Source organism: Streptomyces sp. NPDC028314, assembly GCF_055565795.1.
In genome coordinates this window covers 359,086-383,545 of record NZ_JBVHTP010000006.1, presented here as the reverse complement: position 1 = coordinate 383,545, position 24,460 = coordinate 359,086, and the positions used below count along the sequence as shown (strand labels likewise).

The 24,460-nt window shown below is 71.6% G+C and carries 18 protein-coding genes and 1 pseudogene; 6 read left to right on the top strand and 13 right to left on the bottom strand.

Features of this window, described 5'->3' with window-relative positions; genetic code table 11:
- Positions 1-69: 69 nt before the first annotated feature.
- From ACZ4TG_RS17150 to ACZ4TG_RS17120, 7 genes are all read right to left on the bottom strand, one after another.
- Entirely contained in the window at positions 70-1,194 is a 1,125-nt protein-coding gene (locus ACZ4TG_RS17150; protein WP_468163354.1) for a heparin lyase I family protein, read from the bottom strand.
- 220 nt (positions 1,195-1,414) lie between these two features.
- Positions 1,415-1,657: a hypothetical protein gene (locus ACZ4TG_RS17145; protein ID WP_468163352.1), complete on the bottom strand. Its 243-nt coding sequence runs from the start codon at positions 1,655-1,657 to the stop codon at positions 1,415-1,417.
- 167 nt (positions 1,658-1,824) lie between these two features.
- Positions 1,825-2,634 (bottom strand): DeoR/GlpR family DNA-binding transcription regulator, encoded by an 810-nt coding sequence (locus ACZ4TG_RS17140; protein ID WP_468163350.1) that lies wholly within the window; start codon positions 2,632-2,634, stop codon positions 1,825-1,827.
- A gap of 353 nt (positions 2,635-2,987) precedes the next feature.
- Complete coding sequence (locus tag ACZ4TG_RS17135; protein ID WP_468163348.1) at positions 2,988-4,019, bottom strand: ABC transporter permease; 1,032 nt, start codon at positions 4,017-4,019, stop codon at positions 2,988-2,990.
- A complete protein-coding gene (locus ACZ4TG_RS17130; RefSeq protein ID WP_468163346.1) occupies positions 4,016-5,605 on the bottom strand; it encodes a sugar ABC transporter ATP-binding protein in 1,590 nt (529 codons plus the stop codon). The genes ACZ4TG_RS17135 and ACZ4TG_RS17130 overlap by 4 nt, the downstream gene beginning before the upstream one ends.
- Positions 5,606-5,737: 132 nt before the next feature.
- Positions 5,738-6,787, bottom strand: a complete 1,050-nt coding sequence (locus tag ACZ4TG_RS17125) for a substrate-binding domain-containing protein (protein ID WP_468163344.1) — start codon at positions 6,785-6,787, stop codon at positions 5,738-5,740.
- Positions 6,788-7,235: 448 nt separating this feature from the next.
- Entirely contained in the window at positions 7,236-8,828 is a 1,593-nt protein-coding gene (locus ACZ4TG_RS17120; RefSeq protein WP_468163342.1) for a ricin-type beta-trefoil lectin domain protein, read from the bottom strand.
- 709 nt (positions 8,829-9,537) lie between these two features.
- On the opposite strand from ACZ4TG_RS17120, the gene ACZ4TG_RS17115 reads away from it, so the two are divergent.
- Positions 9,538-10,464: a peptidoglycan-binding domain-containing protein gene (locus ACZ4TG_RS17115; RefSeq protein ID WP_468163340.1), complete on the top strand. Its 927-nt coding sequence runs from the start codon at positions 9,538-9,540 to the stop codon at positions 10,462-10,464.
- A gap of 66 nt (positions 10,465-10,530) precedes the next feature.
- On the opposite strand, the gene dgoD is transcribed toward ACZ4TG_RS17115, so the two are convergent.
- The 5 genes from dgoD to ACZ4TG_RS17090 form a co-directional block, all read right to left on the bottom strand.
- Positions 10,531-11,676 carry a galactonate dehydratase gene (gene dgoD / locus ACZ4TG_RS17110; RefSeq protein ID WP_468163338.1) on the bottom strand — a complete coding sequence of 382 codons (1,146 nt, stop codon included), beginning with the start codon at positions 11,674-11,676 and terminating at the stop codon, positions 10,531-10,533.
- Entirely contained in the window at positions 11,673-12,425 is a 753-nt protein-coding gene (locus ACZ4TG_RS17105) for an SDR family NAD(P)-dependent oxidoreductase (RefSeq protein WP_468163336.1), read from the bottom strand. The genes dgoD and ACZ4TG_RS17105 overlap by 4 nt, the downstream gene beginning before the upstream one ends.
- A 65-nt stretch (positions 12,426-12,490) precedes the next feature.
- A complete protein-coding gene (locus ACZ4TG_RS17100; protein WP_468163334.1) occupies positions 12,491-13,435 on the bottom strand; it encodes a sugar kinase in 945 nt (314 codons plus the stop codon).
- Positions 13,432-14,064 (bottom strand): bifunctional 4-hydroxy-2-oxoglutarate aldolase/2-dehydro-3-deoxy-phosphogluconate aldolase, encoded by a 633-nt coding sequence (locus tag ACZ4TG_RS17095; protein WP_468163332.1) that lies wholly within the window; start codon positions 14,062-14,064, stop codon positions 13,432-13,434. Before ACZ4TG_RS17095 ends, ACZ4TG_RS17100 begins: the two co-directional genes overlap by 4 nt.
- Positions 14,061-15,023, bottom strand: a complete 963-nt coding sequence (locus tag ACZ4TG_RS17090; protein ID WP_468163330.1) for an SMP-30/gluconolactonase/LRE family protein — start codon at positions 15,021-15,023, stop codon at positions 14,061-14,063. The genes ACZ4TG_RS17095 and ACZ4TG_RS17090 overlap by 4 nt, the downstream gene beginning before the upstream one ends.
- Before the next feature lie 134 nt (positions 15,024-15,157).
- Here ACZ4TG_RS17090 and ACZ4TG_RS17085 point away from each other — a divergent pair, with 134 nt between their 5' ends.
- Positions 15,158-16,408, top strand: coding sequence for an ROK family transcriptional regulator (locus ACZ4TG_RS17085; RefSeq protein ID WP_468163328.1), 1,251 nt, complete (start codon positions 15,158-15,160; stop codon positions 16,406-16,408).
- A gap of 22 nt (positions 16,409-16,430) precedes the next feature.
- Here the strand turns inward: ACZ4TG_RS17085 and ACZ4TG_RS17080 are convergent, their stop codons facing one another.
- Positions 16,431-17,414 (bottom strand): LacI family DNA-binding transcriptional regulator, encoded by a 984-nt coding sequence (locus ACZ4TG_RS17080; protein WP_468163326.1) that lies wholly within the window; start codon positions 17,412-17,414, stop codon positions 16,431-16,433.
- A gap of 387 nt (positions 17,415-17,801) precedes the next feature.
- On the opposite strand from ACZ4TG_RS17080, the gene ACZ4TG_RS17075 reads away from it, so the two are divergent.
- The 4 genes and pseudogenes from ACZ4TG_RS17075 to ACZ4TG_RS17060 all read left to right on the top strand — a co-directional run bounded on the left by ACZ4TG_RS17075 (position 17,802) and on the right by ACZ4TG_RS17060 (position 24,220).
- Positions 17,802-19,820: a glycoside hydrolase gene (locus tag ACZ4TG_RS17075; protein ID WP_468163324.1), complete on the top strand. Its 2,019-nt coding sequence runs from the start codon at positions 17,802-17,804 to the stop codon at positions 19,818-19,820.
- 196 nt (positions 19,821-20,016) lie between these two features.
- The gene (locus tag ACZ4TG_RS17070) at positions 20,017-21,033 is read left to right on the top strand and encodes a metallophosphoesterase family protein (protein ID WP_468163322.1); all 1,017 of its coding nucleotides are present in this window, start codon (positions 20,017-20,019) and stop codon (positions 21,031-21,033) included.
- Between the two features lie 217 nt (positions 21,034-21,250).
- Positions 21,251-22,699, top strand: a pseudogene (locus tag ACZ4TG_RS17065) (RICIN domain-containing protein); the annotation flags it as partial.
- 570 nt (positions 22,700-23,269) lie between these two features.
- Positions 23,270-24,220 carry a DUF916 domain-containing protein gene (locus ACZ4TG_RS17060; RefSeq protein ID WP_468163320.1) on the top strand — a complete coding sequence of 317 codons (951 nt, stop codon included), beginning with the start codon at positions 23,270-23,272 and terminating at the stop codon, positions 24,218-24,220.
- The last annotated feature ends 240 nt before the right edge of the window (positions 24,221-24,460 follow it).

Here is a 24,460-nt window from a genome sequence, read left to right as displayed (position 1 = left end):
ACGGCGCTGTCGCGAGCCATACGTCGACAAGAGTAAACAGAAAACAACTAAAGTCAACGTTTGGACTTGTCAGGTGCGTGCCCGGCGATGCGCGCTGCGGGGCGAGCCCTTCGCGGTGCGCCGCCGCAGCAGGACGAAAGCGCCTCCTGCCAGGGCTGCGGCGCCGCCCACGGCACCCCCGACGACGCCGATCCGACCGGCGCTCCCGTGCGCGGCCGCGTCGGTCCGCACCTCGTGTGCGGGCCCACCGGGAGCGGTGTCACCGGGAGCGGTGTCACCGCCGGCCGGCGCTTCACCGGCCGGGGCGGACGAGGAGGCGGAGGGCGAGCCCGTCGGGGTGGGGCCGGTCGACGCCGCCGGGGACTGCGAAGGGGAGGCAGCACCCCCCGGGGTGGCCGCAGGGACGTCCGGTCGGGAGTCGGCGGTCGTGCTGGTGATGGCGATGTCGTCGATGAAGAGGACCGCTTCGGCTGCTCCGGCCCGCTTCTCCGGGCCCTTCTCAGGACGCCAGTTGGGGCGGTAGGCGCCGATCCTGAAGTGCGGCGGTTCGCCGCGGTGGTAGTTGTTGGCGCCCTGGTGCGAACCGACGGTGACGCCGTCCCGCGCGACGCGGATCGAGCCGGGCCTGCCCGCGGAGGACCACGTGATGTCGAAGGCCCACCGGTTCCAATGCCCAGGACGCGCAGCGCCGAGCGGGATGAGGGCCTCCTGTATCTCACCGTTGGCCATCCAGTGGACCTTCAGCTGCCAGTTGCCGCCGTGGACCGACAGCGCGACGACGGGCTTGATGCCCTCGCCGTCGTCCTGCGTGCTGAACCACTGGGCGACGATGGTGTCGAGGTCCCGCTCCTGCCAGTCGCCGGGCAGGTAGTTGGCGAAGTCGAACCGATGACTGCCCGCGTCCAGGCCCTTGATGACCAGTTCGGACTTGAACGAACGTCCGTCGTTGGGGATGTTGACGCGCGCCGCCTGCCCCGACCTCCCTCCCGGCGCGGGCCCGACGAGGACACGGCCGAAGCCGTTGATCGCCATGAACGGCAACTTCTGGGAGGGGGACTCGAAGTCGTAGGACACGGAGTCGGCGGCGGATGCCGGGGAGGCGGCGGCCAGGCCGGCGACGAGCAGGGCGCCGGTGCAGGCGGCGACGAGGCGGACCGGCCGACCGGTGGGCGACAGCGGTATGGCGAGGGGCATGTACATATGTCCTTGCAGGAGGAGGTGATGACGATCGGTCGACAGGGACCGGTACGGCAGGACGGGCTCGGCGCCCTCACGCGCACCGTCGCTGCGCGGGGTTCGGCCTTCCGGTACGGCGCTCACAGGCGCTCGCCCGCCGGCCGAAAGTGTCGCGACCCTGCTGGGCAGGGAGCCGGACGGACCGGCAACTACGGTAAATCCAGGGTTGGTTGTCGGCTCAGCCGGGCAGCCTGAGCCCTTCGACGGCGGTGTCGAATACGGGTCGGTGCCGGTCCCCATCCGCATCCGCATCCGCATCCGGCGCAGAGAAGTAGACGACGTACTGCGTACCGGCGGTGTCGGCGCCCGCGGAGGCGTCGGCCCTGACGCGCAGCCCGAGGAGGCCCGACGGATCGACGAAGGCGATTTCTCCTGCGCGCCCGTACGGCGGACCATAACGCCACGCCGTATATCCGGCCAAGAGGTGCCGGGAAATACCTTGCGCCGCCGCCCGAGGCTCCGAGTGGCGTGCAGCGCAATGTATTTCGGTCCGGCTTCTCACCCGCCACGATGAACGCAGAAATACAACTTTGGCACGGAACGTTTTTCGGGGCGCCGGAAGCCGTTGGACGGAGCGGTCGGGGCCCCTCAGGCCCGCTGGGTCTCCGCCAGGATCAGCCGGCCGGCCTGTTCGCCGAGGACGGTGCGCGCCTGCTCGGCGAGTCCGTCGTCGGACACGAAGTAGTCGATCTCGGACAGGCCGGCGAACCGGCTCAGCCCGACGACGCCCCACTTGCTGTGGTCGGCCACCACGGCCAGCCGGGTCGCGGCGGAGATCAGGGTGCGGTTGGTCTCCGCCTCCGCGAGGTTCGGGGTGGTCACCCCGGCCCGCTCGGAGACGCCGTGCGCGCCGACGATGAGCAGGTCGACCTGCAGGGAGCGGATCGCCTGGTCCGCCAAGGGCCCGACCAGGGACGCGGACTTGGTGGGGGCCCCGCCCGTGACCAGCAGGGTCGGGGCCGCGGCCCCGTCCTCCGTCCCGAACGACCGCAGCAGCTCCGCGACGGGCAGGGAGTTGGTCACCACGGTCAGGTTGGGGATGTCGCGCAGCCGGTGGGCGACGGCGTACGTCGTCGTCCCACCCGAGATCGCCACGACGCTTCCGGGCTGGACCAGTTGGGCGGCCGCTTCGGCGATCGCCGCCTTGGCCGCGGACTCGAGCGTGGACTTGGTCTCGAAGCCGGGCTCGTCGCCCGTGGTGCCCGAGGTACTCACCGCGCCGCCGTGCACCTTCTCGACCGACCCGGTCCTCGCGAGCACGTCCAGGTCGCGGCGGATGGTCATGTCGGACACCCCGAGCTGCTCCACGAGCGCGGCGACGCGCACCGCTCCCTTGCGGCGCACGATCTCGAGGATGACTTCCCGCCGCTGGGCCGCCAGCGGTGCCGACTCCGTCACAGTCCCACCCAATGATCTCTAGCGAATTCCAGACAGAGATCAATTGTACACTGCATCCAATAACGGCAGGCAAGGGGTTCGCGGCACCCGGTCCTGCCGAACCTTCGTACCGAAGGGCGGATTTGCCGGGATGCGTATCCAATTGACCATCCCTCGTGACCGTCCCACTCCTTTGCCCCTGCGTGCAATTATCGGCGGCGCATCCCGAAATGCTTCTCCCCGATTCCCCGCGGCCTCTGTGTGATTGATCGTGTTTCAGGCCGGTGGACCCATTTGCCGGGCGAGGCCCGTCCCTTGCGGGGCGGGCCTCGTCGACCGACCGCGCCACCGTCGCGTACGTCGCGTTCGCCGTGTCAGTGCGGCAGTCCGACGGCCCGTTCGCCGCTTCGGCGCTGCTGGATGACGACGGCGGCGACGAGGAGGGCGCCCTGGGCGACGTTCTGCCAGAAGGTGTTGATGCCCTCGACGGTCAGGCCGTTCTCCAGCGCGCCGAGCAGCGCCACGGCCAGCAGCGTGCCGCCGATGCCGCCCTTGCCGCCCTTGAGCGCACAGCCACCCAGCGCCGCCGCCGTGATGGCCTTGAGTTCGAGGCCCTCGCTGCCCGAGACGGGCTGCCCCGATCCGGTCCGCGCGGTGAGGAGGATGCCCGCGACCGCCGCCACCACACCGATGAGCGCGTAGACGGCCACCAGGTACTTGTTGATGTTGATGCCCGCCAGTCGCGCCGCGGTGTCGTTGCCGCCGATCGCGTAGATGTTGCGGCCGATGTCCGTGTACTTCAGCATCACGTGCACCGCCAGCGCCACGATCACCAGGATCCAGATCATCACCGGCACCCCGGCGATCTTCCCCCGCCCGAGGAACACGAAGAAGGGGTCGTTGAGTACGTAGCCCTGCGCGCGGCCGTCGGAGACGAGCTGGGCCACGCCCTTGTAGGCGGCCAGGCCCGCGAGCGTCGCGATGGTGGGGTTGACCCGGCCGTAGACGATGGCGACGCCGTTGACCACACCGACGAGGATGCCGATCCCGATGGCGGCGGCCATCCCCAAGTAGGGGTTGGACCCGCCGGAGGTGAAGACCATGGCGCTCACGACGGACGCCAGGCCTGCCTGGGAGCCGACGGATATGTCGAGGCCGCCGCAGATGATCACGACCGTCTGGACGATGGCGAGCAGCCCCGTGATCGTCACCGCCTCGCCGATGACCTGGATGTTGGCGAGGCTGAGGTAGTTGTCGTTGAGGAACCCGAACAGGGCCAGGACGAGGACGAGGGCGCCGATCAGGCTGAGGTTCTGCCCGCCGAGCGAGGTGAGCAGGGCCCCTGCGGTCTTCCGCGCCGGAGCGGGGAGGGTCTCGGTGGTGGCCGGCGTCTGGGTGGTGGTCATCGAGCGTCTCCATCGGCGGAGTCGGTGAGCGGTCGGTCGGATGCGGCGGGGGCGAGGTCGTCCGCCATGGCGAGGCCCAGGATGGCTTCCTCGGTGGCTTCCGCCCGGCCCAGTTCGCCGGTGATGCGGCCGTTCTGCATCACGACGATCCGGTCGGCGAGGCCCAGGACCTCGGGGAGTTCGGAGGAGATCACCAGCAGGGCGACCCCTTCCCGGGCGAGGTCGGCGATGATGCGGTAGATCTCGGCCTTGGCACCGATGTCGATCCCGCGCGTCGGCTCGTCCAGGATCAGGACCTTGGGCTTGCGCAGCAGCCAGCGGGCGAGCACGACCTTCTGCTGGTTGCCGCCCGACAGTTTGCGCACTTCGTGCTCGATCGAGGGGGTGCGCACCCGCAGCCTGTCGGAGAAGTCCTGCGCCACCGCCTTCTCCTGGCGGCTCTGGACGAAGCGCCAGCGGCGCAGCCGGTCCAGGCTGACGAGAGAGGTGTTGTCGCGGATGGAGCGGTGGAGGAACAGCGCCTGGGCCTTGCGCTCCTCGGGGGCGAGCCCGATGCTCGCGCGGATCGCGTCCCGGGGGCTGCGCAGACGCAGGGGACGACCGTTCACGCACACGCGGCCCGATCGGATGGGACGGTCGCCGGCGAGGGCGAGGGCCAGCTCGGACCGCCCGGCCCCCATGAGCCCGGCCAGGGCGACCACCTCTCCGGCACGGACCTGGAGGTCGATCCCGCTGACGTCGTCCGTGGTGACGTCCTCCAGCTCCAGGACCACCTCGTCACGGGCGACGTCCTGTCGCACGAACAGGGAGGACAGGTCACGGCCCACCATCAGGCGGACGACCTCCCCCTCGTTGGTGTCGCGGGCCTCCAGCACGCCGGCGACCGTGCCGTCGCGCAGTACGGCGATGCGGTCGGCGAGGCGGAAGATCTCCTTCATGCGGTGGGAGACGTAGATGACGGCGATGCCCTGGTCCCGGAGCCGGTCGATCAGGCCGAAGAGGGCTTCGACCTCGTTCTCGGAGAGGGAGGAGGTGGGTTCGTCGAAGGCGATGACCTTGGCGTCACCGGTCAGTGCCCGCAGGATCTCCACCAACTGGCGTTGTGCTGGGGTGAGTTCGGATCCCAGCTGATCGGGGTGGATGACCTTCTCAAATCCGAGCCGGGCCAGGTCCGCGGTGATGCGGCGCCGTAGCTCCGCCCGGTCGAGGCGGCGCAGGGCGGTGCGCGGCAGGGCCCCCGCGTACACGTTCTCGGCGACCGAGACGTGCGGGATGATCTCGGGTTCCTGGGGGATGATGCGGATCCCGGCCTTGTGGGCGTCGTGCGGTGAGGACAGGGTCCGCGGGCGCCCGTCCCAGAGGATGCTCCCCTCGGTGGGCTGGTGGTCGCCGGTGAGGATCTTCAGCAGGGTCGACTTGCCCGCTCCGTTCTCCCCCATGAGGGCGGTCACCCGGCCGCGGAGGAAGGTGAGCGTGACGCCGCTGAGCGCCTGTACCGCACCGAACCGTTTGGTGATGTTCTCGACGGAGATCTCTTCGCCGGGATCCCGGACGGGGACGGGTGGCTCTGTACCGGCTGTGGTCATGGGGGCCTCGCAAGCTGGGGTTACGTGGGGCGTTCGGGCCGGCGGCGCTGCCGGCCGGCGATGGTGCTCTGGGCGGGGGCGGGTACGGCCGCCGGTGCGGCGGCCGTACCCGTCCTGGCCGCGGGCGCGGGCTCAGCCGCAGGTGACTCCCGCGTCCTTCCAGTTGGAGGCGTCGACCATCTTGGTCGGGGCGAAGGCTTCCTTCGGGAAGTCCTTGCCGTTCTTGAGCTTGTCGTAGATCGTCTGCACCGCCAGGGCGCCGACGTCCCGGCCGTTGATGAACAGCGCGGCCTTCATCCCGGACGGCTTGCCGGAGCTCCAGTTCTTGCAGGCGAGGTAGGCGCCGAGGCCGACGCCGATCACGTTGTCGGCCGTGAAGCCGGCGTTCTCCAGGGCGGTGACCCCGCCCTGGACGTTCTCGTCGTTGCAGCCCCAGACCACCCAGTGCTTAACGGAGGCGTTGGCGGTGACCGTCGCGGCGATCTTGTCCTGGGCGCCCGTCGGGGAGTTGTCCGTCGGCACGTCGATGTTCTGCACCGCCGTGCCCGCGGCCTCCGCGAATGCCTTCTTCGACGCGTTGACACGGTCGGTGCACACGGTGACGTCCTGCTTCCAGGCCGATATGGTCCGCGTCTCCGCCGGGTTCCAGCCGGCCTTCTTGAACTCCTCGGCGGCCCGCTTGCCGACCTCGCCGCCCATCTGCTGGCCGCTGAACCCGATGCGGGGCACCAGGTCGTCGGCGCCGCAGGCGGAGGGGTCCGGGCCGGTGCTGCAGATCTGGTCGTCCGACGTCAGGAGGGCCACCTTGCCGGTCTTCGCCTGCTGTACGACCTGCGGGCCCACGGCCGGGTCGGGAACGACCACGATCAGCCCGTTGCTCTTCTGCGAAATGGCCGCCTGGGCCTCGCTCACCGTCTTGTTCGCGTCGTTGCCCAGGTTCACCACCTTCAGGTCGATCCCGAGCTCACTCGCCTTCGCCTTCGCGCCGGCGGCCTCGCCGATGAAGTACTCCTGGTCGCCCTGCTTCTGCAGATAGGTCAGGGAGATCTTCCCGTCGACCTTCCCGATCTCCGCGGCGGCGCCCGTCGTCTCCTGACCACTGGAGCACGAGGACAGGACGAGCATCGTGGCCAGGCCCAGGGCCGCGGCCGCTACCGGACGGCGGTGGTGGTGAGTGAGCATGTCGATCCCTTTGCTTGAACGGGTCGCACCGGGCGACCAGTGGGGCACGTGCGATGGGGTGGGGGTCCGGCCGCCGTCGTGAGCGCCGCCCGGGGCTGCAGGTCCCTGGAGACTCGCAGGGAGGGGTGTCCGGCCTCGGCCGACGAGTCCCCGGCGGTGGATCCCTCACTGGGTAATCCGCCACAGTCGGCCGTTTTCAAACTTGATGCAACAGAGAAAAGCGCCGTTTCCGCCATAAGTCAACAGTGTGAACCGAGGGTTTCCGATTGATGCACCCCCGTGACCTCCGGGGACGCCACAGCGCGACAGGACCGCCCCAGCAGCGCTTCCGGGCGAAACCCGGCAAAGGCGCAGGGCGGGAGGCCGCACGGCATGACGGCGTCGCAGGTCTGGACCTGGACGGATCCCGCCTGTTGATTTCCATCGGAACGTGTCTGAATCTGTTTGGCTACTGACGCGCCGTCGATGGCCCGGCGGGCTCGTTCCAGCGCTGCTCGGCCGCCGGGCCCGTGCGGCCGAAGGTGACGGGCGCTCCGGGCTCACCGCTCCCGGCGGTCACGGCGTAGCCCGGTGCGATCCGCGGCTTGATGCGTCCTGTCGCATCGGTGGAGAAGACCAGGTTGTTCCCCTCGGGCCGGCCGAATGCCGAGCACGACCAGATGCCCACGCCGTCCCCTGCGGAACCGCGTGCGTCCATGCAGTAGCCCGGGTTGGCGGCATTGCGCAGGAGTCCCTTGTCGTCCAGGCGCCACTGCTGGACCGGTGCTCCGGCGCGGCAGTGTGCCGTGATCACGTCGACGCCGTTGGCAAAGGTGCCGCCGCGGACGTCCAGGCACAGACCGGTGGCGGAATTGACGGCCGGAACGAACGACGAGGCCCTGAAGGGTTGAACGGGATCGGCCGTCGCGGCCTCCGTGGTCGGCGTGGGGCTGGGCGTGGGCTCGTCACTGGGCGACGGGCCCGTCGCGGACGGCGACGCGCTGGGGGAACGGGTGGGCGAGGCGGATGCGGAGGGGCGCGGCCTGCTCGCCGACGGCGCCGGCGACCCCGCGCCGCCCGCCTCTACGCGTGCTCGCGGTGGCTGTTCCTGGGCCGGGGCGGGCGGTTCGGGCCCCCAGGCCGTCGGGACGACGACGGCGAGGGCCGCCGTCGTGATCAGGACCGCCGCGACACCCAGGGAGATCCGCCCTGCCGGCCTCCGTAGAAAGACGGACGGTTTCCGGTCGCCGGCGGTCTGCTCCGGCCCGCCCGCGACCGCCGTCCCGGTCGTGACCGGGAGGGACAGCGTGTCCTCGGTGTCGGCGTCCTGGTCCGTGCGGGTTGCCGCGGAGAGGTAGAGCGGGCCGACAGTTCCCAGCAGGGAGCCTGCCAGCAGCGGGCCGGGGGTCTCGCAGAGGGCGACCAGGCCGCGCAGCGCGGCCGCGCACCCGGGGCATCCGTCGACATGGCGCGTCAGGTCGGGGTTCCCCCGCACGTCGGCGCGCCCCGCGGCGGCGTCCAGCATGCGCGCGTACGCGGGACAGTGCGGGGTCGGTCGCGCCTGCAGGTGGACCCGCAGGAAGGCATCACGGCACGCGGCCAACGCCCGGTGAGCCAGGTCCGGTACGGACTCGGGCCGGTCACCGGTGATCGTCGCGACATGCTCGTCCGGCTCCCGTTCGACCACCGAATGCCACAGGACGGACTGCGTGCGCGGCGACAGGGTGATGAACCCCTTGCTGACGAACGACCGGAGCCCCGGGTCCAGCGGAACGGATCCCGCCCCGGCGGGCGCGGGCGGTGCGGCGGACGCGGACACGGACACCAGCGCCAGCAAGGCCAGGCGAGGGGGCTGGTCCGGGGCCTCGGTCGCGGCGGCCAGCAGGTCGAGGAACTCCTCCGTCGCGCGGTCCGCGGCGCGCCGGGCCGCTGCCGGGTCGCCGCAGACCGTTCGCGCGAAGGCGGAGACCCTCGGCCCGTGGCGTCGGCGCAGCTCGGTCTCGGCCGACGGGGCGGCCGGGTCCGCGGTGCGGATGGTGTCACACAGTTGCTGGTCGGTCATTCGACCCACAGCAGAGGGATGATTCGTCGACACGTGGGACATCCTGGGTGGGAGGGAAAGTCGCCCTATTGTTCAGGACACGACACGTCCGTCGATAGTTCTTTCCGGCGGGAATTCAAGAAACCGTCCTCGGAAATGCGGACGTGTTTTATCCGGGCAGGGCGAGCCACCGGAATTCTCCGCGCACAGAGAGATCCGGTCTCGATTTCGCCCGCCGTCGGCTGGATAGCACGCGGTCGCCGCCGGGGAGAACCCCCGGTCGGCGCGCCTCGCCAAGGGCGGCTGCAACCACCCTTGCACCGAACAGAATCAGACACACGCGCAAGGAAGTCAACACTGACGATCTTGCGCGATCGGCCGCAGCACCCGCCGATCCCCCAAGGCTGACACGGCAGGAGCCGGACCGTCCTATTGACAGAAATTCGAACAGTTCAAGACATCGCCCGCTGCGGGTCCTTCCAGGGGGAGGGCCGGGGCGGCGCCGGTCGGACGTTTAGCCGATCGTTATCAACTGGGCCCCGACCGGGCTGGATTCAAGAGCTCCGCACACAGTAGATTCACCGTTCACTCCCTCCTTCCCCACACGCATGTCCCACATCGGACAACCATCGGGGCACCCTCGACATAAGGGCCCGGCAATTCAAGAGCGGTGCGATGTGGCACGCCGAGGGCTCATTCTGCATTTCCCGGAACAGCCGACTGGAGTTTGGTGAGCACCCCTTTCTGCCCCCGATGCGGTGACCCCTTGCGCTGCGCCTGCGCCATCGCGCACCACGACGCGAGCGCCGGGCGGACCGCCGCCCCGGCGCGGTTCGACCGCGACTGGGTCAGGCCGTACATCGCCCCGCACGAACCCGCGCCGGGGGGCGCACCGAGCACCATGGACACCGCCACGGTGTCGTGGGTCGCAGCGCAGGCCGCGTACGAGAGCGGCCCACCGTCCGGCGGTGACATCATCGGCCAGCCCGTTGTCATGAGCAGGTCGGCGAGTCACCGGGCGCACCGGCCCGGGAAGCAGCGTCGGCCGCTGCGGGTCACCGCGGCCCTCGCCACCCTGATCGGCTCCGCGGCCATCGCGGGTACGTACGCCTTCGCCCGGAGCCAGGACACCGGGGAGGCGACGGCGCAGGCCCCCGCGAGCCGGCTCGACGTACTCGATGTGGAGGACGAACCGAGCACGTCGCCCGAGGCGTCCCGGTCCCCCGGCCCGCTCCCGAGCCCTCCCCGGCGCACCACGCCGACGACCGGGAACAGCCCGGTGCGCACCCCGTCCGCGTCGGCTCCGTCCGCGACCGCCGCGGGCGCGTCCGCCGCGGGCGCGTCCGCCGGTACGGACGCAGCACCGGCCGCCGGGCAGCAATCCGGCAGTCCGAGCACCGTGCCGCCCTCCCCCGCGCCGCCGACGGCGCCCGAGGAGAAGCCGACGCTGCGCCGGCACGACTCGGGCCCCCACGTCGTCGATCTGCAGCGGCGCCTCGGGCAGCTGGGGCTGTGGACCCTGCCCCAGCGAGGCCGTTACGACCAGCACCTCGCCGACGTGGTGCAGCGCTTCCAGGCGAAGTACGGCGTCCGTGGCGACCCGCCGGGGGTCTACGGCCCGGCCACGCGGCGGCGGCTGGAGTCCTTGGCCTCCTGACGCCGGGCCGGGACCTCCTGACGCCGGGCCGGCTGCCGTGCCCGTACCGCGCGGGGGCTCAACGCCTCACCATTCGGCGAGGGAGCCGTCGCCCCGCCGCCACACCGGGTTGCGCCAGCGATGGCCCGTCTCGGCGGCGCGTTCGACGGCCTTCTCGTCGACGTCGATGCCCAGGCCCGGTGCGGTGAGCAGGGCGACGTGGCCGTCCTCGTAGCGGAAGACGGACCGGTCGGTGAGGTAGTCCAGCAGGTCCGACCCGGCGTTGTAGTGGATCCCGAGGCTCTGCTCCTGGATCAGCAGGTTGGGTGTCGCGAAACCGACCTGGAGGCAGGCGGCCAGCGCGATCGGGCCGAGCGGGCAGTGCGGCGCCAGGGAGACGTCGTGAGCCTCCGCCATCGCCGCGATGCGCCGCACCTCCGAGATCCCGCCGGCGTGCGAGAGGTCGGGCTGGGCCACGGCGATCCCCTGCTGGAGCACCGGCTTGAAGTCCCACCGGGAGTACAGCCGCTCTCCGGTGGCGATGGGGATGCTGGTGGAGCGCACGACCTCGCCGATGTGGGCGCTCATCTCGGGAACCACCGGTTCCTCGACGAAGAACGGCAGGTACGGCTCCAGGAGGGGAAGCACCCGCCGTGCCATGGGGAGGGTGAGACGGCCGTGGAAGTCCACGGCGATGTCGAAGCCGTCGCCGACCTCCGCGCGGACGCTCTCCACCCGTTCGACGATGTCGCGGACGGCCCGCGGCGTGTCGATCAGTTCCAGCTGGGGCGAGGCGTTCATCTTGATGGCCGTGAAGCCCTCGGCCTCGCGGGCGGCGGCCTGCTGCGCGACGTCGGTCGGCCGGTCGCCGCCGATCCAGCTGTACACCCGTGCCCGGTCGCGGACGTTGCCGCCGAGCAGCTGCCACACCGGCACGCCCAGCGCCTTGCCGGCGATGTCCCACAGTGCCTGGTCGATGCCGGCGACCGCGCTGGACAGGACGGGGCCGCCGCGGTAGAAGCCGCCCTTGGTCAGGACCTGCCAGTGGTCCTCGATGCGCATCGGGTCCTGGCCCACCAGGTAGTCGGACAGTTCCTCGACGGCGGCCGCGACGGTGTGCGCACGGCCCTCGACGACGGGTTCGCCCCAGCCGGTGATGCCCTCGTCGGTGTCCACGCGCAGGAAGCACCAGCGGGGGGCGACGAGGTAGGTCCGCAGGGAGGTGATCTTCACTTGGACTCCTTCTTCACGGACCAGCCGCCGTCCACGGTCAGGTTCGTGCCGGTGATGTACGAGGCGTCGTCGGACGCGAGGAAGGCCACGGCGGCCGCTGCTTCGTCGGGGTGGCCGAGCCGTCCCAGGGCCGTGGCACGGGCGGAGAGCAGGCGGCCCTCCTCGTCCACGTCCTGCCAGTTCTCGGTGAGGATCGGACCGGGCAGCACGGAGTTGAACCGCACGTCCGGCCCGTACTCGACCGCGAGCTGGCGGACGAGCGCGCACAGGCCGCCCTTCGCCGCGGCGTAGGCCGGGTAGCCCGGCAGGCTGCACAGTGCGTGCACGCTGGAGGTGGCGACGAAGGAGCCGCGGGCGGCGCGCAGGTCGTCGAGGAAGGTCCGTACGGCCAGGTAGGGCGCCTTGAGGTTGACGGCCATGTCACGGTCCCAGTCGCTGCCGGGCAGTTCGTGGGCGGGCGCGGGCGTGTGGGTGAAGGCGTTGCTGTGCACGACGGCAACCGGGCCGAACAGCGTGTGGGTGCGGTCCCTCAGGCCGCGCCAGTCCTGTTCGCGGGAGACATCGCACCGCACGAACTCCGCGCGGCCCCCGTCGTCGCGGATCTTCCGCGCGAGTGCGGTGCCCGCGGCCTCGTCGATGTCGGCGAGGACGACGGCGGCCCCTTCGGCGGCCAGACGTACGGCGCTGGCTGCGCCGATGCCGGACGAGGCGCCGGTGACGACGGCGGTTCGCCCTGTGAATCGGTTCATGGCTGGTCTTTCGTGGGTGGAGTGGGCGGAGTCGAGTGGTGAGGCGGGTGACGTGGACGCACGGGTCAGCGGGTGACGTCCGCCCCGTGGAGCATGTCCAGTTCGGCGCGCCGCGGCAGGCCCTCCCAGTCGCCTGGCGAGGCCACCGCGAAGGCCCCGCACGTCGCGGCCAGCAGGAGCCGGCCCGGGAGATCGGTACCGTCGAGGAGTCCGGCGAGGTATCCGGCGACGAAGGCGTCGCCCGCGCCGATCGGATCCACCGGGGTGACCGGCACGATGTCCTGGACGGCCTCGCCGCCGTGCGTGACCGCGACGGCCCCTCGGGCGCCGAGCTTCAGGACCGCTTCGCGCGGGCCGAGGTCGAGCAGGGCGCGCGCCATGGTGGCGGGGTCGTCGGCCTCGGGAACGACCAGCGAGGCCTCCTCGGGACCGGCGAGGACGATGTCCGCGCGGGTGACGAGGTGGGTCAGCTCGGCCCCGGCCTCCTCCCGGTTCCACAGCCGGGCCCGGTAGTTGAGGTCCAGGCTGACGGTGACGCCGGCGGCGCGGGCGAGGTCGACGGCCCGCCGTACGGCCGCCCGCGGCCCCTCGCCGAGGGCGGGGGTGATGCCGGTGACGTGCAGGATCCGGGCCCGGGCGACGAGTTCCGGGTCGATGTCCTCGGGGTCGAGGCGGGCTCCCGCGAGTCCGCGCCGGTAGTAGGTGACACGGGTGTGGTCGGGTGTGCGGCGCTCGCGCAGCATGAGTCCGGTGGGGGCCGTGTCGTCGACGCGTGCGCGGGTGACGTCGACGCCCTCACCGCGCAGCCCGTCCAGGATCATCGTGCCGGCGCTGTCCGCGCCGACCCGCCCGGTCCAGGACGCCGCGTGGCCGAGGCGGCTGACGCCGATGGCCACCGTGGCCTCCGCGCCCGCGAATCCCAGGCGGAGCGGGGTGCCGGAGGCGAGCGGGCCGGGCCGGTCGGCGGCCAGGACGGCCATCGTTTCCCCGAGGGTGACGAGCGCGGTCACGAGCGGATGCCGTCCAGCAGTGCGGCGGCGCGTTCCCGGAGCGCGTTCAGGTCGCCGCCCTCGCAGGCGTCCCCGACCAGCGGGCTGCCCATGCCGAGCGCGGTCGCGCCCGCGGCGAAGTAGGCGGGGGCCTGGTCGAGTTCGATTCCTCCCGTGGGGACGAGCGGGACGTGCGGCAGGGGTGCCCGGACGGCCCGCAGGTACTCCGGGCCTCCGGCCGAGGCGGGGAAGAGCTTGACCATGGTGGCGCCCTTCCGCCACGCCGCGACGATCTCGCTCGGCGTCAGGGCGCCGGGGAGCACCGGGACGCCGAGGCGGCGGCCCTCCCTGATGACGTCCGGGCAGACGGCCGGCGTGATGAGGTAGGTGGCGCCGGCTTCCACGGCGCGCATCGCGTCGGCCGGGGTCATGACGGTGCCCGCGCCGAGGGCGGTACCGGCCGGCTTGGACGCGGCGTACTCGCGCAACGCGTGCAGGGCTCCCGGTGTGGTGAGGGTGAACTCCATGGCCCGGATGCCCGCTTCGTGCAGGGCGTCGGCCGTTGCGGCGAAGTGGCGGGGCGACTGGGAACGCAGGATCGCTATCACCGGTGCGGCGGCGAGTGCGGGAGCCAGGGGATCGCTCGTCATGCGGAACCTCGGAGGTCGTATGAGGTGGTGGAGGACCCGGGGAGCTGCGCCGGGTCGTCGGCGAAGGGCGTGACCGGCAGGCCGGTGGCACCGGGCCGGCAGATGAAGATCCGGCCGGCGTGCGGCTGCGCCGCGAGTTGCGCGGCCGTCAGTCCGTCGGCGGCGGTGGTGATGATCAGGAGGTCCAGGTCGGGGCCCGCGAAGGCGCAGCTGGACACCTGGGAGGCGGGGACGGTCACGACGGCGTGGAGTGCGCCGTCGGGGGCGTAGGCCCGGACCTGTCCCGCTCCCCACACCGCCACCCAGACCCGGCCCTCGGTGTCGACGGCCAGGCCGTCCGGCATGCCGGCGGGGCTGGTGTCGGCGAAGGGGCGGCGGCCCGAGAGGGTGCCGGTGACGGGGTCGTGGTCGAAGACGTCGACACGGTGCGTCGGGCTGTCCGCGTAGTACAGCAGCCGGCCGTCGGGGCTCCAGCCGAGGCCGTTGGAGATGGTGACGGGGCTCAGCACGGTCGTCACGGTGCCGTCGGGGTCGAGGCGGTAGAGGGTGCCCGCGCCGGGGGTCGCGTCGTAGGCCATGGTGCCGGCGAGCAGCCGCCCGCTCGGGTCGCACTTGGCGTCGTTGAACCGTCGCGGCGTGCCGTCGTCGGGGACGGCGGGGGCGGCGAACTCCGTGGCCGCCCCGGCCTCGTCCACGCGCAGGAAGGAGGTTGCGGCGGCCGCGAGGAGCCCTCCGGACGCGCAGAGCGCGACCGCTCCGACGGGCCGGCCGAGACTGACGGTCGTCCTGTCCCCCAGGTCCGGCAGACCGCTGTCGTCGTCGCGGGCCACCAGAGGGGCCCGGTGGACGAGGCCGGCCGTGATGTCCACCCACAGCAGGTGGCCGCGTCCGGCGTGCCAGACGGGTCCCTCGGTCAGACGTCCCGGCACGGGTGCGCACGGCAGTGCGGTCAGGTGCATGGTGTCGCTCCTCTCTTGTGCGACGAAACTCTAGGAGTTCTTCTAACCCATGTAAATACACATCGTCCAAGGCATGGAATAAGCTCGGCCCGTACCCGACGACGGTCTCTGCCACGACGTAGAAGGACGCACCCATGGCGAAACGCACCGCCCAGGACATCCGCCGCCGCAACCGGTTCGACGCGCTGCGCTGCGTCTTCGCGGCCTCCGGCCCGGTGAGCCGGCAGGAGGTCGCCGCGGCGACCGGCCTGTCCTTCGCGACCGTGGCCAATCTCGTCGCCGAGCTCCTGGAGGCCGGAGTCCTGCGCGAGGCCGGCCACGAGGACTCGAAGGGCGGGCGCCCGCGGGCCCGCCTCGCGGTCAACGCGGAGCGCGGTGCGCTGGTAGGGATCGACGTGGCGGAGACGTCCGTCCAGGTCGAGCTGTTCGACCTGGCGCTGACGGTGCTGCGCAGCGTACGGCTGCCGCTATCGCAGACCGATGTCCGGCCGGACGACGTGGTCGACGCCATCGTCACGGGGGTCGAGGGCCTCTCGGACGCGGCGGGCACGCCCCCGCGGATCCTCGGCGCGGGGGTCAGCATCCCCGGTCTCGTGGAGCGCGAGGGCGGTGTGTCCGTCTTCTCGCCCTACTGGTCCTGGCGCGACGTGCCCCTGCGCTCCCTCCTCGCCGAGCGCCTCCCGATGCCCCTGTACCTCGACAACCCCCTCAAGGCCGGCACCGTCGCCGAGATGTGGTTCGGCGCCGGACGCGAGGTCGACGACCTCCTCGTACTGACCCTCCGGGCCGGAGTCGGCGCGGGCATCGCGGTCGACGGAGCCCTCTACCGGGGCGCCACCAACAGCGCCGGGGAGTGGGGCCACACCTGCCTGGTCCGCGACGGACGGGAGTGCAGGTGCGGCAGGCGGGGATGCGTCGAGGCCTACGTCAGCACCCGCGGCATCGCCCGCACCGTACGGGAACTGGACGCGGAAAGCCCCCTCCTGGACCCCGACGAGGACACCGTCGTCAGCAACGTCGCCCGCGCCGCGGCGGAGGGCGACCCCGTGGCCACCGAAACCGTGGCGCGGACCGCCCGCCACCTGGGGGAGGCCGCGGCCGATCTCCTCAACCTGTTCAATCCGCAGGCCCTGGTACTGGGCGGCCGGGTGGCCGACCGGCTCGGCGAGCCGCTGCTGCGGCAGACCCGCGACGTCATCGCGGCGCACGCGCTGCCGGCGACGCTCCAGGCGCTCAGCTTCCGGCTGAGCACCGTGCCGGACAACCCGGTGAGCCTCGGAGCCGCCACCTTCGCCCTGGAGGGCTTCCTGGACGACCGCGAGACCTTCCCCGCCGTGGCGGCGGGGCGCCGGGCCGCCAAGGCGGCGAAAGCCGGGACGTCCTGAGGTTGCCCCGGCGTCCGGCCGCTCAGCCGGCCGGGGCCGCCGTACTCTCGCGCACCACCAGGACGGGCGCCACCGATGCCTGGCGCGGGCCGCCCGTCCCGCCGCCGATCTGGTCGAGCAGCAGTCCGACGCAGTGCCGACCCACGGCGTCGAAGTCCTGCCGGACCGTGGTGAGCGGGGCGGGGAAGAACGCGGCCTCGGGGACGTCGTCGAAACCGGTCACGCTCACGTCCTGCGGAACCCGCCGACCCGCCTCCTGCAGGGCTCGCATGACACCGAGGGCCATCTGGTCGTTGGCGGCGAAGATCGCGGTCACTTCCGGGCGGCCGGCCAGTTCACGTCCGGCGCGGTACCCCGAGGCCGCTGACCAGTCCCCGTAGAGCAGCGGTGGCACGACGGCGCCCGCGTCCTTGAGCGAGCGGTGCCACGCCTCGGCCCGGCGGCGCGCCGCGTAGGAGTCGCGGGGCCCCGCGACGTGCCAGACCGTTCGGTGGCCGAGGCCCAGCAGGTGTGCCACGACACTGCGGGTGCCCTCGGCCTGGTCGATGTCGACGTTGGCGTAGCGGTGACCGGTGTCCCCGTCGGCGAAGACCACGGGAACGGTGGACGGCAGCCGGAGTTCGGGGGTGTCCAGGATCTGCGACTCGATGAGGATGATGCCGTCCACCGACTGGACCATCAGCTGCTGGAACGCCTGGCGCACGGCGGCTCCGGTCTGCGCCCGTGCTCCCATGAAGTTCACGAACAGGTCGGCTTCGCGGGCGGCGTCGGAGATCGCGGCGAAGGTCCTGGCGTTGCCGTAGGCGCTGATGTCGAAGCTGATGACGCCCAGCGTGCCGAACCGTCCGGTGACCAGCGCCCGGGCGGCCGTGTTGGGGCGGTACCCGAGCATCTTCATCGCGGCCAGCACCCGCTCACGGGTGGACGCGTCGACGTTCTCCCGGTTGTTGGCCACGCGGGAGACCGTCTGCGACGAGACCCCCGCCATCGCGGCGACGTCGGCCATGGAGGGTGACTGGCGCAGCGGACGGGACCTCGGTGATCTTGCTCCGACCTCGCGCGGCATGTGAACCGGACCTCCGAACCCCTGCTCCGAGCCGAGTGCGTGGCGCACTCCGTACGGATGTTAGCGCCGCGCACCGAAAGGGCGGGCGCGCACGCTACTCGCCGGTTCTCTTGACACGCCCGTCCGCCGCTCCGACACTCTCCTCACTCCGTTATGTTTACGTAAACATCACGTTGCTGCGCCCGGCAGGGCACACGCGCCCCGCCCCATGCCCGGAACTGCCGAGAACTGCCGCGAACGGCCCCACGGCCGCACCACCTGCACCGGCGCGGCACGGCCGGGCGCCACTCCCCCGCGTACACATCCGCTCCCGACAGGAGACCAGCTGTGCTCGGTACCAGAAGAAGGCCCCCGTGCGCCGCCCGGCGCCGCATGCGCACCGCCCTCGCGACCTCGCTCGCGGCCGTCGCCTCACTCCTCGTCGGGGGAACGGCGTTACCCGGGGCCGCAGCTGCCGCCGACCGGCCGGCAGCGGTCCCCGTCCGCCTCGATCCCGGTTACCAGCAGGCCCCGTTCGAGGGGTGGGGCACCGCACTCTCCTGGTTCGCCAACGTCACGGGCGGCTGGCCGGACGCCCAGCGCAACCGGCTCGCCGACGCCCTCTACGGCGCCGAGGGGCTCGGCCTCACCATCGCCCGCTACAACATCGGCGGCGGTGACAGCCCGGAGACCACGCCCTACATGCGCGCCGGGGCAGCGATACCCGGCCACTGGAGCAGGTCCGGCCCCGGGGCGCCCGACGGGTGGGACCCGGACCACCCGGCCCACTGGGACCCGTACGCCGACGGGAACCAGCGCTGGTGGCTCAAGGCCGCCAAAGCCCGGGGCGCCGACACCTTCGAGGCGTTCTCGAACTCACCGCCCTATTTCATGACCCGCAGCGGACTCGTCTCCGGCGCCGTCGACCCCACGCAGGACAACCTCCGCCCGGACCAGTACGAGCCCTTCGCCGCCTACCTCACCGGGGCCCTGCAGCGCGTGCAGAACAGCACGGGCGTCACCTTCGCCTCCGTGTCGCCCGTCAACGAACCGGGCACCGCCTACTGGCGCGCGGGCGGCCGGCAGGAAGGCTCTCACTGGGACCGCGGCTCCCAGGCCCGCATGATCACGGCACTGCGCGCCGAACTGGACCGCAGCGGACTGCGCACGCCGGTCGCGGCGATGGACGAAACGGACCCGGACATGTTCCGCGCCGACTGGGACAGCTACGGCAGCACGGTCCGCTCCGCCGTCGGACGGCTCAACACCCACACCTACGGGACCAACGGGCGCAGCGGGGCACGGGACATCGCCAAAGGCGCGCACAAGCCCCTGTGGATGTCGGAGGTGGACCTCGGCGGGACCGTCCCGCAGAGCTTCACCGACATGAGCCCGGCCCTGGACCTCGCCGAGCGCATCACCGACGACCTCACACAGCTCGAACCGCGCGCCTGGGTGCTGTGGCAGGCCGTGGAGGACTACGAGAACATGACCCCGGCCCACGAGGACTCCAACTGGGGCCTCATACAAACCGACTTCACCCCGGCCGACGCCGCGAAGGAGCCGCTGCGCAAGAACAAGAAGTACTGGGCGATGGCCCAGTACAGCCGGTTCATCCGGCCGGGTTCCCGCGTCATCGGCACGGACGACGACCACACCCTGGCGGCGGTGCGTCCCGGTGGCCGGGGCGCGGTCGTGGTGCACACCAACCCGACGGATTCGGCCCGGACGATCGCCCTGGACCTCACCGGCTTCCAGGACGTCTCCCCCGCACCGGTGCAGCGCTACACCACGGACGCGACCCGCAACATCCACCGCGAGGCCGACGTCGCCGTCACCGGCAAGCGCCTCACCGTGACCCTCGCCCCCCACTCGGTCACGACCCTCGTCGTACCGGGCGCGTCCGGCGTCGACCCCGAGCGGGCGGCTCCCGCGGCCGGTCCCCGGCTCCTCGTGAACGACCACAGCGGCCTGGCCCTCGCGGCCGCCCCGGCCGGGGCCGGCAGCGCCGTGATCCAGCACCCCCCGAACCCGTCCGACACCGCACAGCAGTGGACGCTCACCAGGTCGGCGCCCGGCGATTGGAGCAGCACGGCCTCGTACCGGGTGACGAACGCGGGCAGCGGGCGGGCCCTCGCTGTCGCCGACGGTGAACTCGCGCTGCTCCCTGCGGAACCGTCCGCGCAGCAGCAATGGATGCTGTCCACCTCCGGAGACGGGCACCACACCTTGATCAACAGAGCGACCGGCACCCTTCTCGACGTCACCGGCGCCTCCACCGCCGACGGCGCCCCGGTCGGCACCTACCGGCCCAACACGGGCCGCAACCAGTCCTGGACCTTCCGCGCGGACCCGGCGGGCGGGTAGCCGCGACGGTGTGGCACGCACTGCCGGTGGCGGACCCTGCGGCCCGTCGCCGGCGGCGCCGGGGCGGGGGCGGGGGCGGGGGCGGGGGAAGCGTTGCCCGTCATTCACGCGCCGGCCGCATTGGTTGCGTAAACATGTGCCGTCTCGCCCACGGGGCGCTCGATCGCGCCCCACACCACCGGAAGGGCTGCACACCATGAAACGCAGGTCTCTGATCACCGCGGCGGCCGGCGCCGTCGCCCTCGGCACCGCGACCTCCTCGCCCGCCTCGGCACAGCCGCTCGGCCAGGCCCCCACCGCGCCGCTTTCCACGTTCAACGTCATCAGCGACATCCAGGGCGACCTGGGAGACTTCGCCGTCGCCCTGCGCGACATCCGGGCCACCGCCCCGCACGGCTCGGGGCTCGCGGTCGCCGGCGACATCACTCCGCGCGGCTACGACTTCGAATACGCGGCGGTACGGCAGGTACTGGAACGCGACCCGCGCCCGCCCGAGGTCGCGTGGGCCATCGGGAACCACGAGTTCTACGTACCCAAGTACGCCGATCCGCAGACGCTCTCCCTGGCGACCTGGCCCAACGGCACCACGGAGGACTCCCTGTTCCGCAGCTTCCACCGGTTCGCCGGCCGCGGCACGGTGTACGCCGAGACCACCTTCGGCGGCATCCCCGTCCTCACCATCGGCACCGAGCGGTACATGCACTACCACGACCCGAAGCTCTGGGACGAAGTATGGCTGAGCGAGGCGCAGTTGCGGTGGCTGGAGCAGCGTCTGCGCCACTGGAGCGCACGCCGCAAGCCCGTCATGGTGATCGCGCACCACCCACTGCCGAACACGGTCTCGGGGACACGGAACAAGCTCTACGCCACCGACTACCTCCAGGCGGACGCGCTCCTGGGTCTGCTGGGGCGCCACCGCGACGTGTTCCTGTTCAGCGGACACACGCACTGGGACCTGGCGCTGTCCGACTGGTACGTGCGGCGTGTCGTACCCGGAACGGCGAACCTGGACGGGTTCTCGGTGATCAACACGGGGGCCGTGCAGACCGGCTTCGCCGACAACGGCCAGGGGGGCGAGAGCACGGTCCCCGGCGTCTTCAACCAGGGCCTCCAGGTGGAGGTGCACCGCGACCGCGTCGTCATCAGGGCCCGGGACTTCGCAGCGGGCGCCTGGCTGAAGCAGATCTCCGTCCCGCTGGCGACCACGATCTGAACCGGGGCGCCATACCCCGGAGGTGACGCTGTGGTCGTGGGTCATGCACGGAATGTCGAATTTGTTTACGAGCCGTTGACATTCAGGTGATGCGTGCGCCAGCCTCTGCTCAAAGTTGTTGGTTCACGCGCAGAAATGTTGGTTCCTGTGCACATGGGGGGCGGGACTCCCCCATGTGCCGGGTACCGGCGCACGCGCGGTGACATCAAGGATCTGCATGCGAAGAGTGAGATCCGTCCTCGTCGGCCTGAGCCTGCTCCTCCCCGTACTGGGTGGGGCGCCGACGGCGCTGGCGGCGCCCGTCACCACCGAACCCGGCACCCGGTTCCCGGACACCGCGGGACAAGGGGTGCAGGCCCACGGCGGCGGCGTACTCAAAGTCGACGACTACTACTACTGGTTCGGTGAGGACCGCGGCGACGACAACAAGTTCCGCTACGTCTCGGCGTACCGCTCCAAGGACCTGAAGAACTGGGAGCCCCGCGGCCACGTCCTGACACAGGAGACCGACCCCGAGATACGTTCCGCCGTGATCGAGCGGCCCAAGGTCCTCTACAACGAGAAGACCCGGCAGTTCGTCATGTGGATGCACAAGGAGGCGGACGACTCCTACGCCGAGGCTCGCGCCGCCGTGGCGGTGTCCTCCACGATCGACGGCCCCTACACCTGGAAGGGGTCCTTCCGGCCGAAGGACGCCTCCGGCGCCGAGCACATGTCCCGCGACATCACCGTGTACGAGGACAAGGCCGCCGGCAAGGCCTACATGATCTCCTCGGCCAACTACAACGCCGACCTGCACATCTACGAACTCACCGACGACTACACGCAGGTGAAGGCCCTGGTGGCCAACCCCTGGCCGGGCCGGCACCGCGAGTCACCGGCCCTGTTCAAGCGCGGTGACGTCTACTTCATGCTCACCTCCGGAACCAGCTACTGGGACCCCAACCAGCAGAAGTACGCCACCGCCACCAGCCTGGCGGGGCCGTGGTCGCCCATGAAGGACGTCGGAAGCCACGACGGCCACCACTCCCAGACGGCGTTCGTCCTGCCCGTGGAAGGCAGCGAGACCACCTCCTTCCTCTACATGGGAGACCGCTGGGCGGGCGTGTGGTCCGACCCGAAGCACGTCAACGACTCCACGTACGTGTGGCTCCCACTGGCGTTCCCCACGGCCACGACCATGACCCTTCCGTGGTACCCCCAGGTCTCGATCGACACCGCGACGGGCCGGATATCCGGCTCCGGAGGGGACCCTCGGACGGTCGCCAACAAGGGGAGCGGCGCCTGCGCCGCCGTGCCCGGCAGCTCCTCCGACAACCAGGTGCCGGTGACCCAGCAGACCTGCGCCGCCGGCACCCTGAACAGCCAGTGGCGGTTCACCGACAACAGCAACGGCTACGTGCGCGTCCTCGCCCAGCACAGCGGCAAGTGCCTGGACGTCGCGGACAAGTCGACCGCCGACGGCGCCGAGGTCAAGCAGTACGACTGCGGCTGGGGGGACAACCAGCGCTGGCGCTTCGAGACCCTCCCCGACGGGTACGTCCGCATCGTCGCCAAGCACAGCAGCAAGTGCCTTGCCGTCCGGGACGGATCCACGACGGCCGGCGCCGGGATCGTCCAGTCCGCCTGCGACGACTCGCCCGGTCAGGCCTGGAAGGTCTCCGCCGCAGCCGGCCCGGCCGACCCGGGCGACCCGAGCGACCCGACCGACCCGCCGGCCCCCGGTACGGCCGAACGGCAGCTCACCGCGTCGGTCGGAGCCGGCGTACTGACCATGGCCACCACCGCGGACCCCGTCCGGCTCCCCCCTGTCGACTTCGGCACCGGCGGCACCTCGGCAGGAGCGCTGGGCACCGTCACCGTGAAGGACTTCCGCGGCGGCACGGCCGGCTGGTCACTCACCGGCAAGGTCACCGACTTCGCCGGACCGCGCGGGAAGATCGGGGCCGACCGGCTCACGTGGACCCCCGTCTGCTCCACCCGGAGCGACAGCCCCAGCACGTGCGCCGCGGGCAGCCCGGGCGTCGTCGGAACGGGCGGCGCGACCCTGGCCTCCGCCGCCGCGGGTGACGTGACGGGCGGAGAGTTCACCGCCGACGCCACCGTGTCCCTCGACATCCCGAAGTACACCCCCGTCGGCGACTACACCGGCATCCTCTCCCTCACCCTCCTCTGACGGCGCCCGCGGGCCGGACGCCACGCGTCCGGCCCGCGACGCCCGGAAAGCCGACGAGCCATGCGCACCGCCATCGTTACCCTGCTCCTTCTCCTCCTGACGAGCCTTTCCCCCACACCGGCCGGGGCGGCGGACAACGGCGAATGGTCGGTCCGACCCGCGGACTCCGCGATCACGCCGAGGGCGGCCTTCGAGCTGCCCGCCCGGCCCGGCACGACGCTCACCGACCGCGCGGTCGTCACCAACACCACCGCCGCGGAGCTGACGTTCCGCCTCTACGTCGCGGACGCCCACAACACGGAACGCGACGGCGGACTGGCCGTACGCGGCATCGAGGAGGCCCAACGGGACGTCGGGGCCTGGGGGAAGCCCGAGCACGACACCGTCACGGTGCCGGCCCGCTCGGCGGTGACGGTCGGCCTCACCCTCACCGTCCCCCGCGACGCCCCGCCCGGCGACCACGTGGGCGCCCTCGTCGCGGTCGACACCCGCGTGCGGCCTGCCGACGGCTCCCACCTCGGCGTCCGGCGCGGTGTCGGAGCCAGGATCTATCTGCGCGTCGAGGGGCCGCGACAGCCCGGCCTGGCCGTGAAGGACGTACGGTTCACGGCGCGCAGCCCGCGGATACCGTGGACCGGCACCCGCGAATCGACCGTCTCCTACACCCTGCACAACACGGGAAACGTGAAGCTCACCCCCAGGGTCTCGCTGCGCGTCGGCGGCGTGGTCGTGGGAGGGCCCGGCGAACGGCGGCTCGCCGACGTACCGGCCGAGCTGCTCCCGGGGCAGAAGGTCCGACTCACCGAGACCTGGGCGGGAGCCCCCTTCGCTGGCTGGGGACAGGTCACCGTCATGGCGAGCGCGGACGACGTCCGCGCTTCGGGAACCGACAGCTTCCTGAAGGTCCCGTGGCTCTTCGCGGCATGCCTGGCCCTCCTGTCGGCCGCCTGGTGGCTGCTCCGCCGCAGGCGCAGGGCCGCCCGCGCGGCAGGCGCCGCCGCCCGCGGCTGATGCCCACCCGATCGAGCCGACATTTGGCCGAAGCCCGTTCTTCATGAGCCCCGCTCTCGACGGATCGACGCAGGTCGCAGACTCGGACGGGCGCGGGGACGGATCAGGGACTGCTTGACACCGATCCCTCGGCCCCCCAGTCTCATCCCGATCCAACGTTTGATTTTGTTCGCACACGTTGAATCATGGTTGCTTCTCGGGTGGTCGACGCCTGCGTACGTCGTTCCCATGCCCTGGTGG

Excerpts from the sequence above, each read along its gene's own strand:
- ACZ4TG_RS17150 (WP_468163354.1), bottom strand. The coding sequence starts at position 1,194 with ATGCCCCTCGCCATACCGCTGTCGCCCACCGGTCGGCCGGTCCGCCTC.
- ACZ4TG_RS17135 (WP_468163348.1), bottom strand. The coding sequence starts at position 4,019 with ATGACCACCACCCAGACGCCGGCCACCACCGAGACCCTCCCCGCTCCG.
- ACZ4TG_RS17130 (WP_468163346.1), bottom strand. The coding sequence starts at position 5,605 with ATGACCACAGCCGGTACAGAGCCACCCGTCCCCGTCCGGGATCCCGGC.
- ACZ4TG_RS17125 (WP_468163344.1), bottom strand. The coding sequence starts at position 6,787 with ATGCTCACTCACCACCACCGCCGTCCGGTAGCGGCCGCGGCCCTGGGC.
- ACZ4TG_RS17120 (WP_468163342.1), bottom strand. The coding sequence starts at position 8,828 with ATGACCGACCAGCAACTGTGTGACACCATCCGCACCGCGGACCCGGCC.
- ACZ4TG_RS17105 (WP_468163336.1), bottom strand. The coding sequence starts at position 12,425 with ATGAACCGATTCACAGGGCGAACCGCCGTCGTCACCGGCGCCTCGTCC.
- ACZ4TG_RS17095 (WP_468163332.1), bottom strand. The coding sequence starts at position 14,064 with ATGACGAGCGATCCCCTGGCTCCCGCACTCGCCGCCGCACCGGTGATA.
- ACZ4TG_RS17090 (WP_468163330.1), bottom strand. The coding sequence starts at position 15,023 with ATGCACCTGACCGCACTGCCGTGCGCACCCGTGCCGGGACGTCTGACC.
- ACZ4TG_RS17085 (WP_468163328.1), top strand. The coding sequence starts at position 15,158 with ATGGCGAAACGCACCGCCCAGGACATCCGCCGCCGCAACCGGTTCGAC.
- ACZ4TG_RS17080 (WP_468163326.1), bottom strand. The coding sequence starts at position 17,414 with ATGGCCGACGTCGCCGCGATGGCGGGGGTCTCGTCGCAGACGGTCTCC.
- ACZ4TG_RS17070 (WP_468163322.1), top strand. The coding sequence starts at position 20,017 with ATGAAACGCAGGTCTCTGATCACCGCGGCGGCCGGCGCCGTCGCCCTC.
- ACZ4TG_RS17060 (WP_468163320.1), top strand. The coding sequence starts at position 23,270 with ATGCGCACCGCCATCGTTACCCTGCTCCTTCTCCTCCTGACGAGCCTT.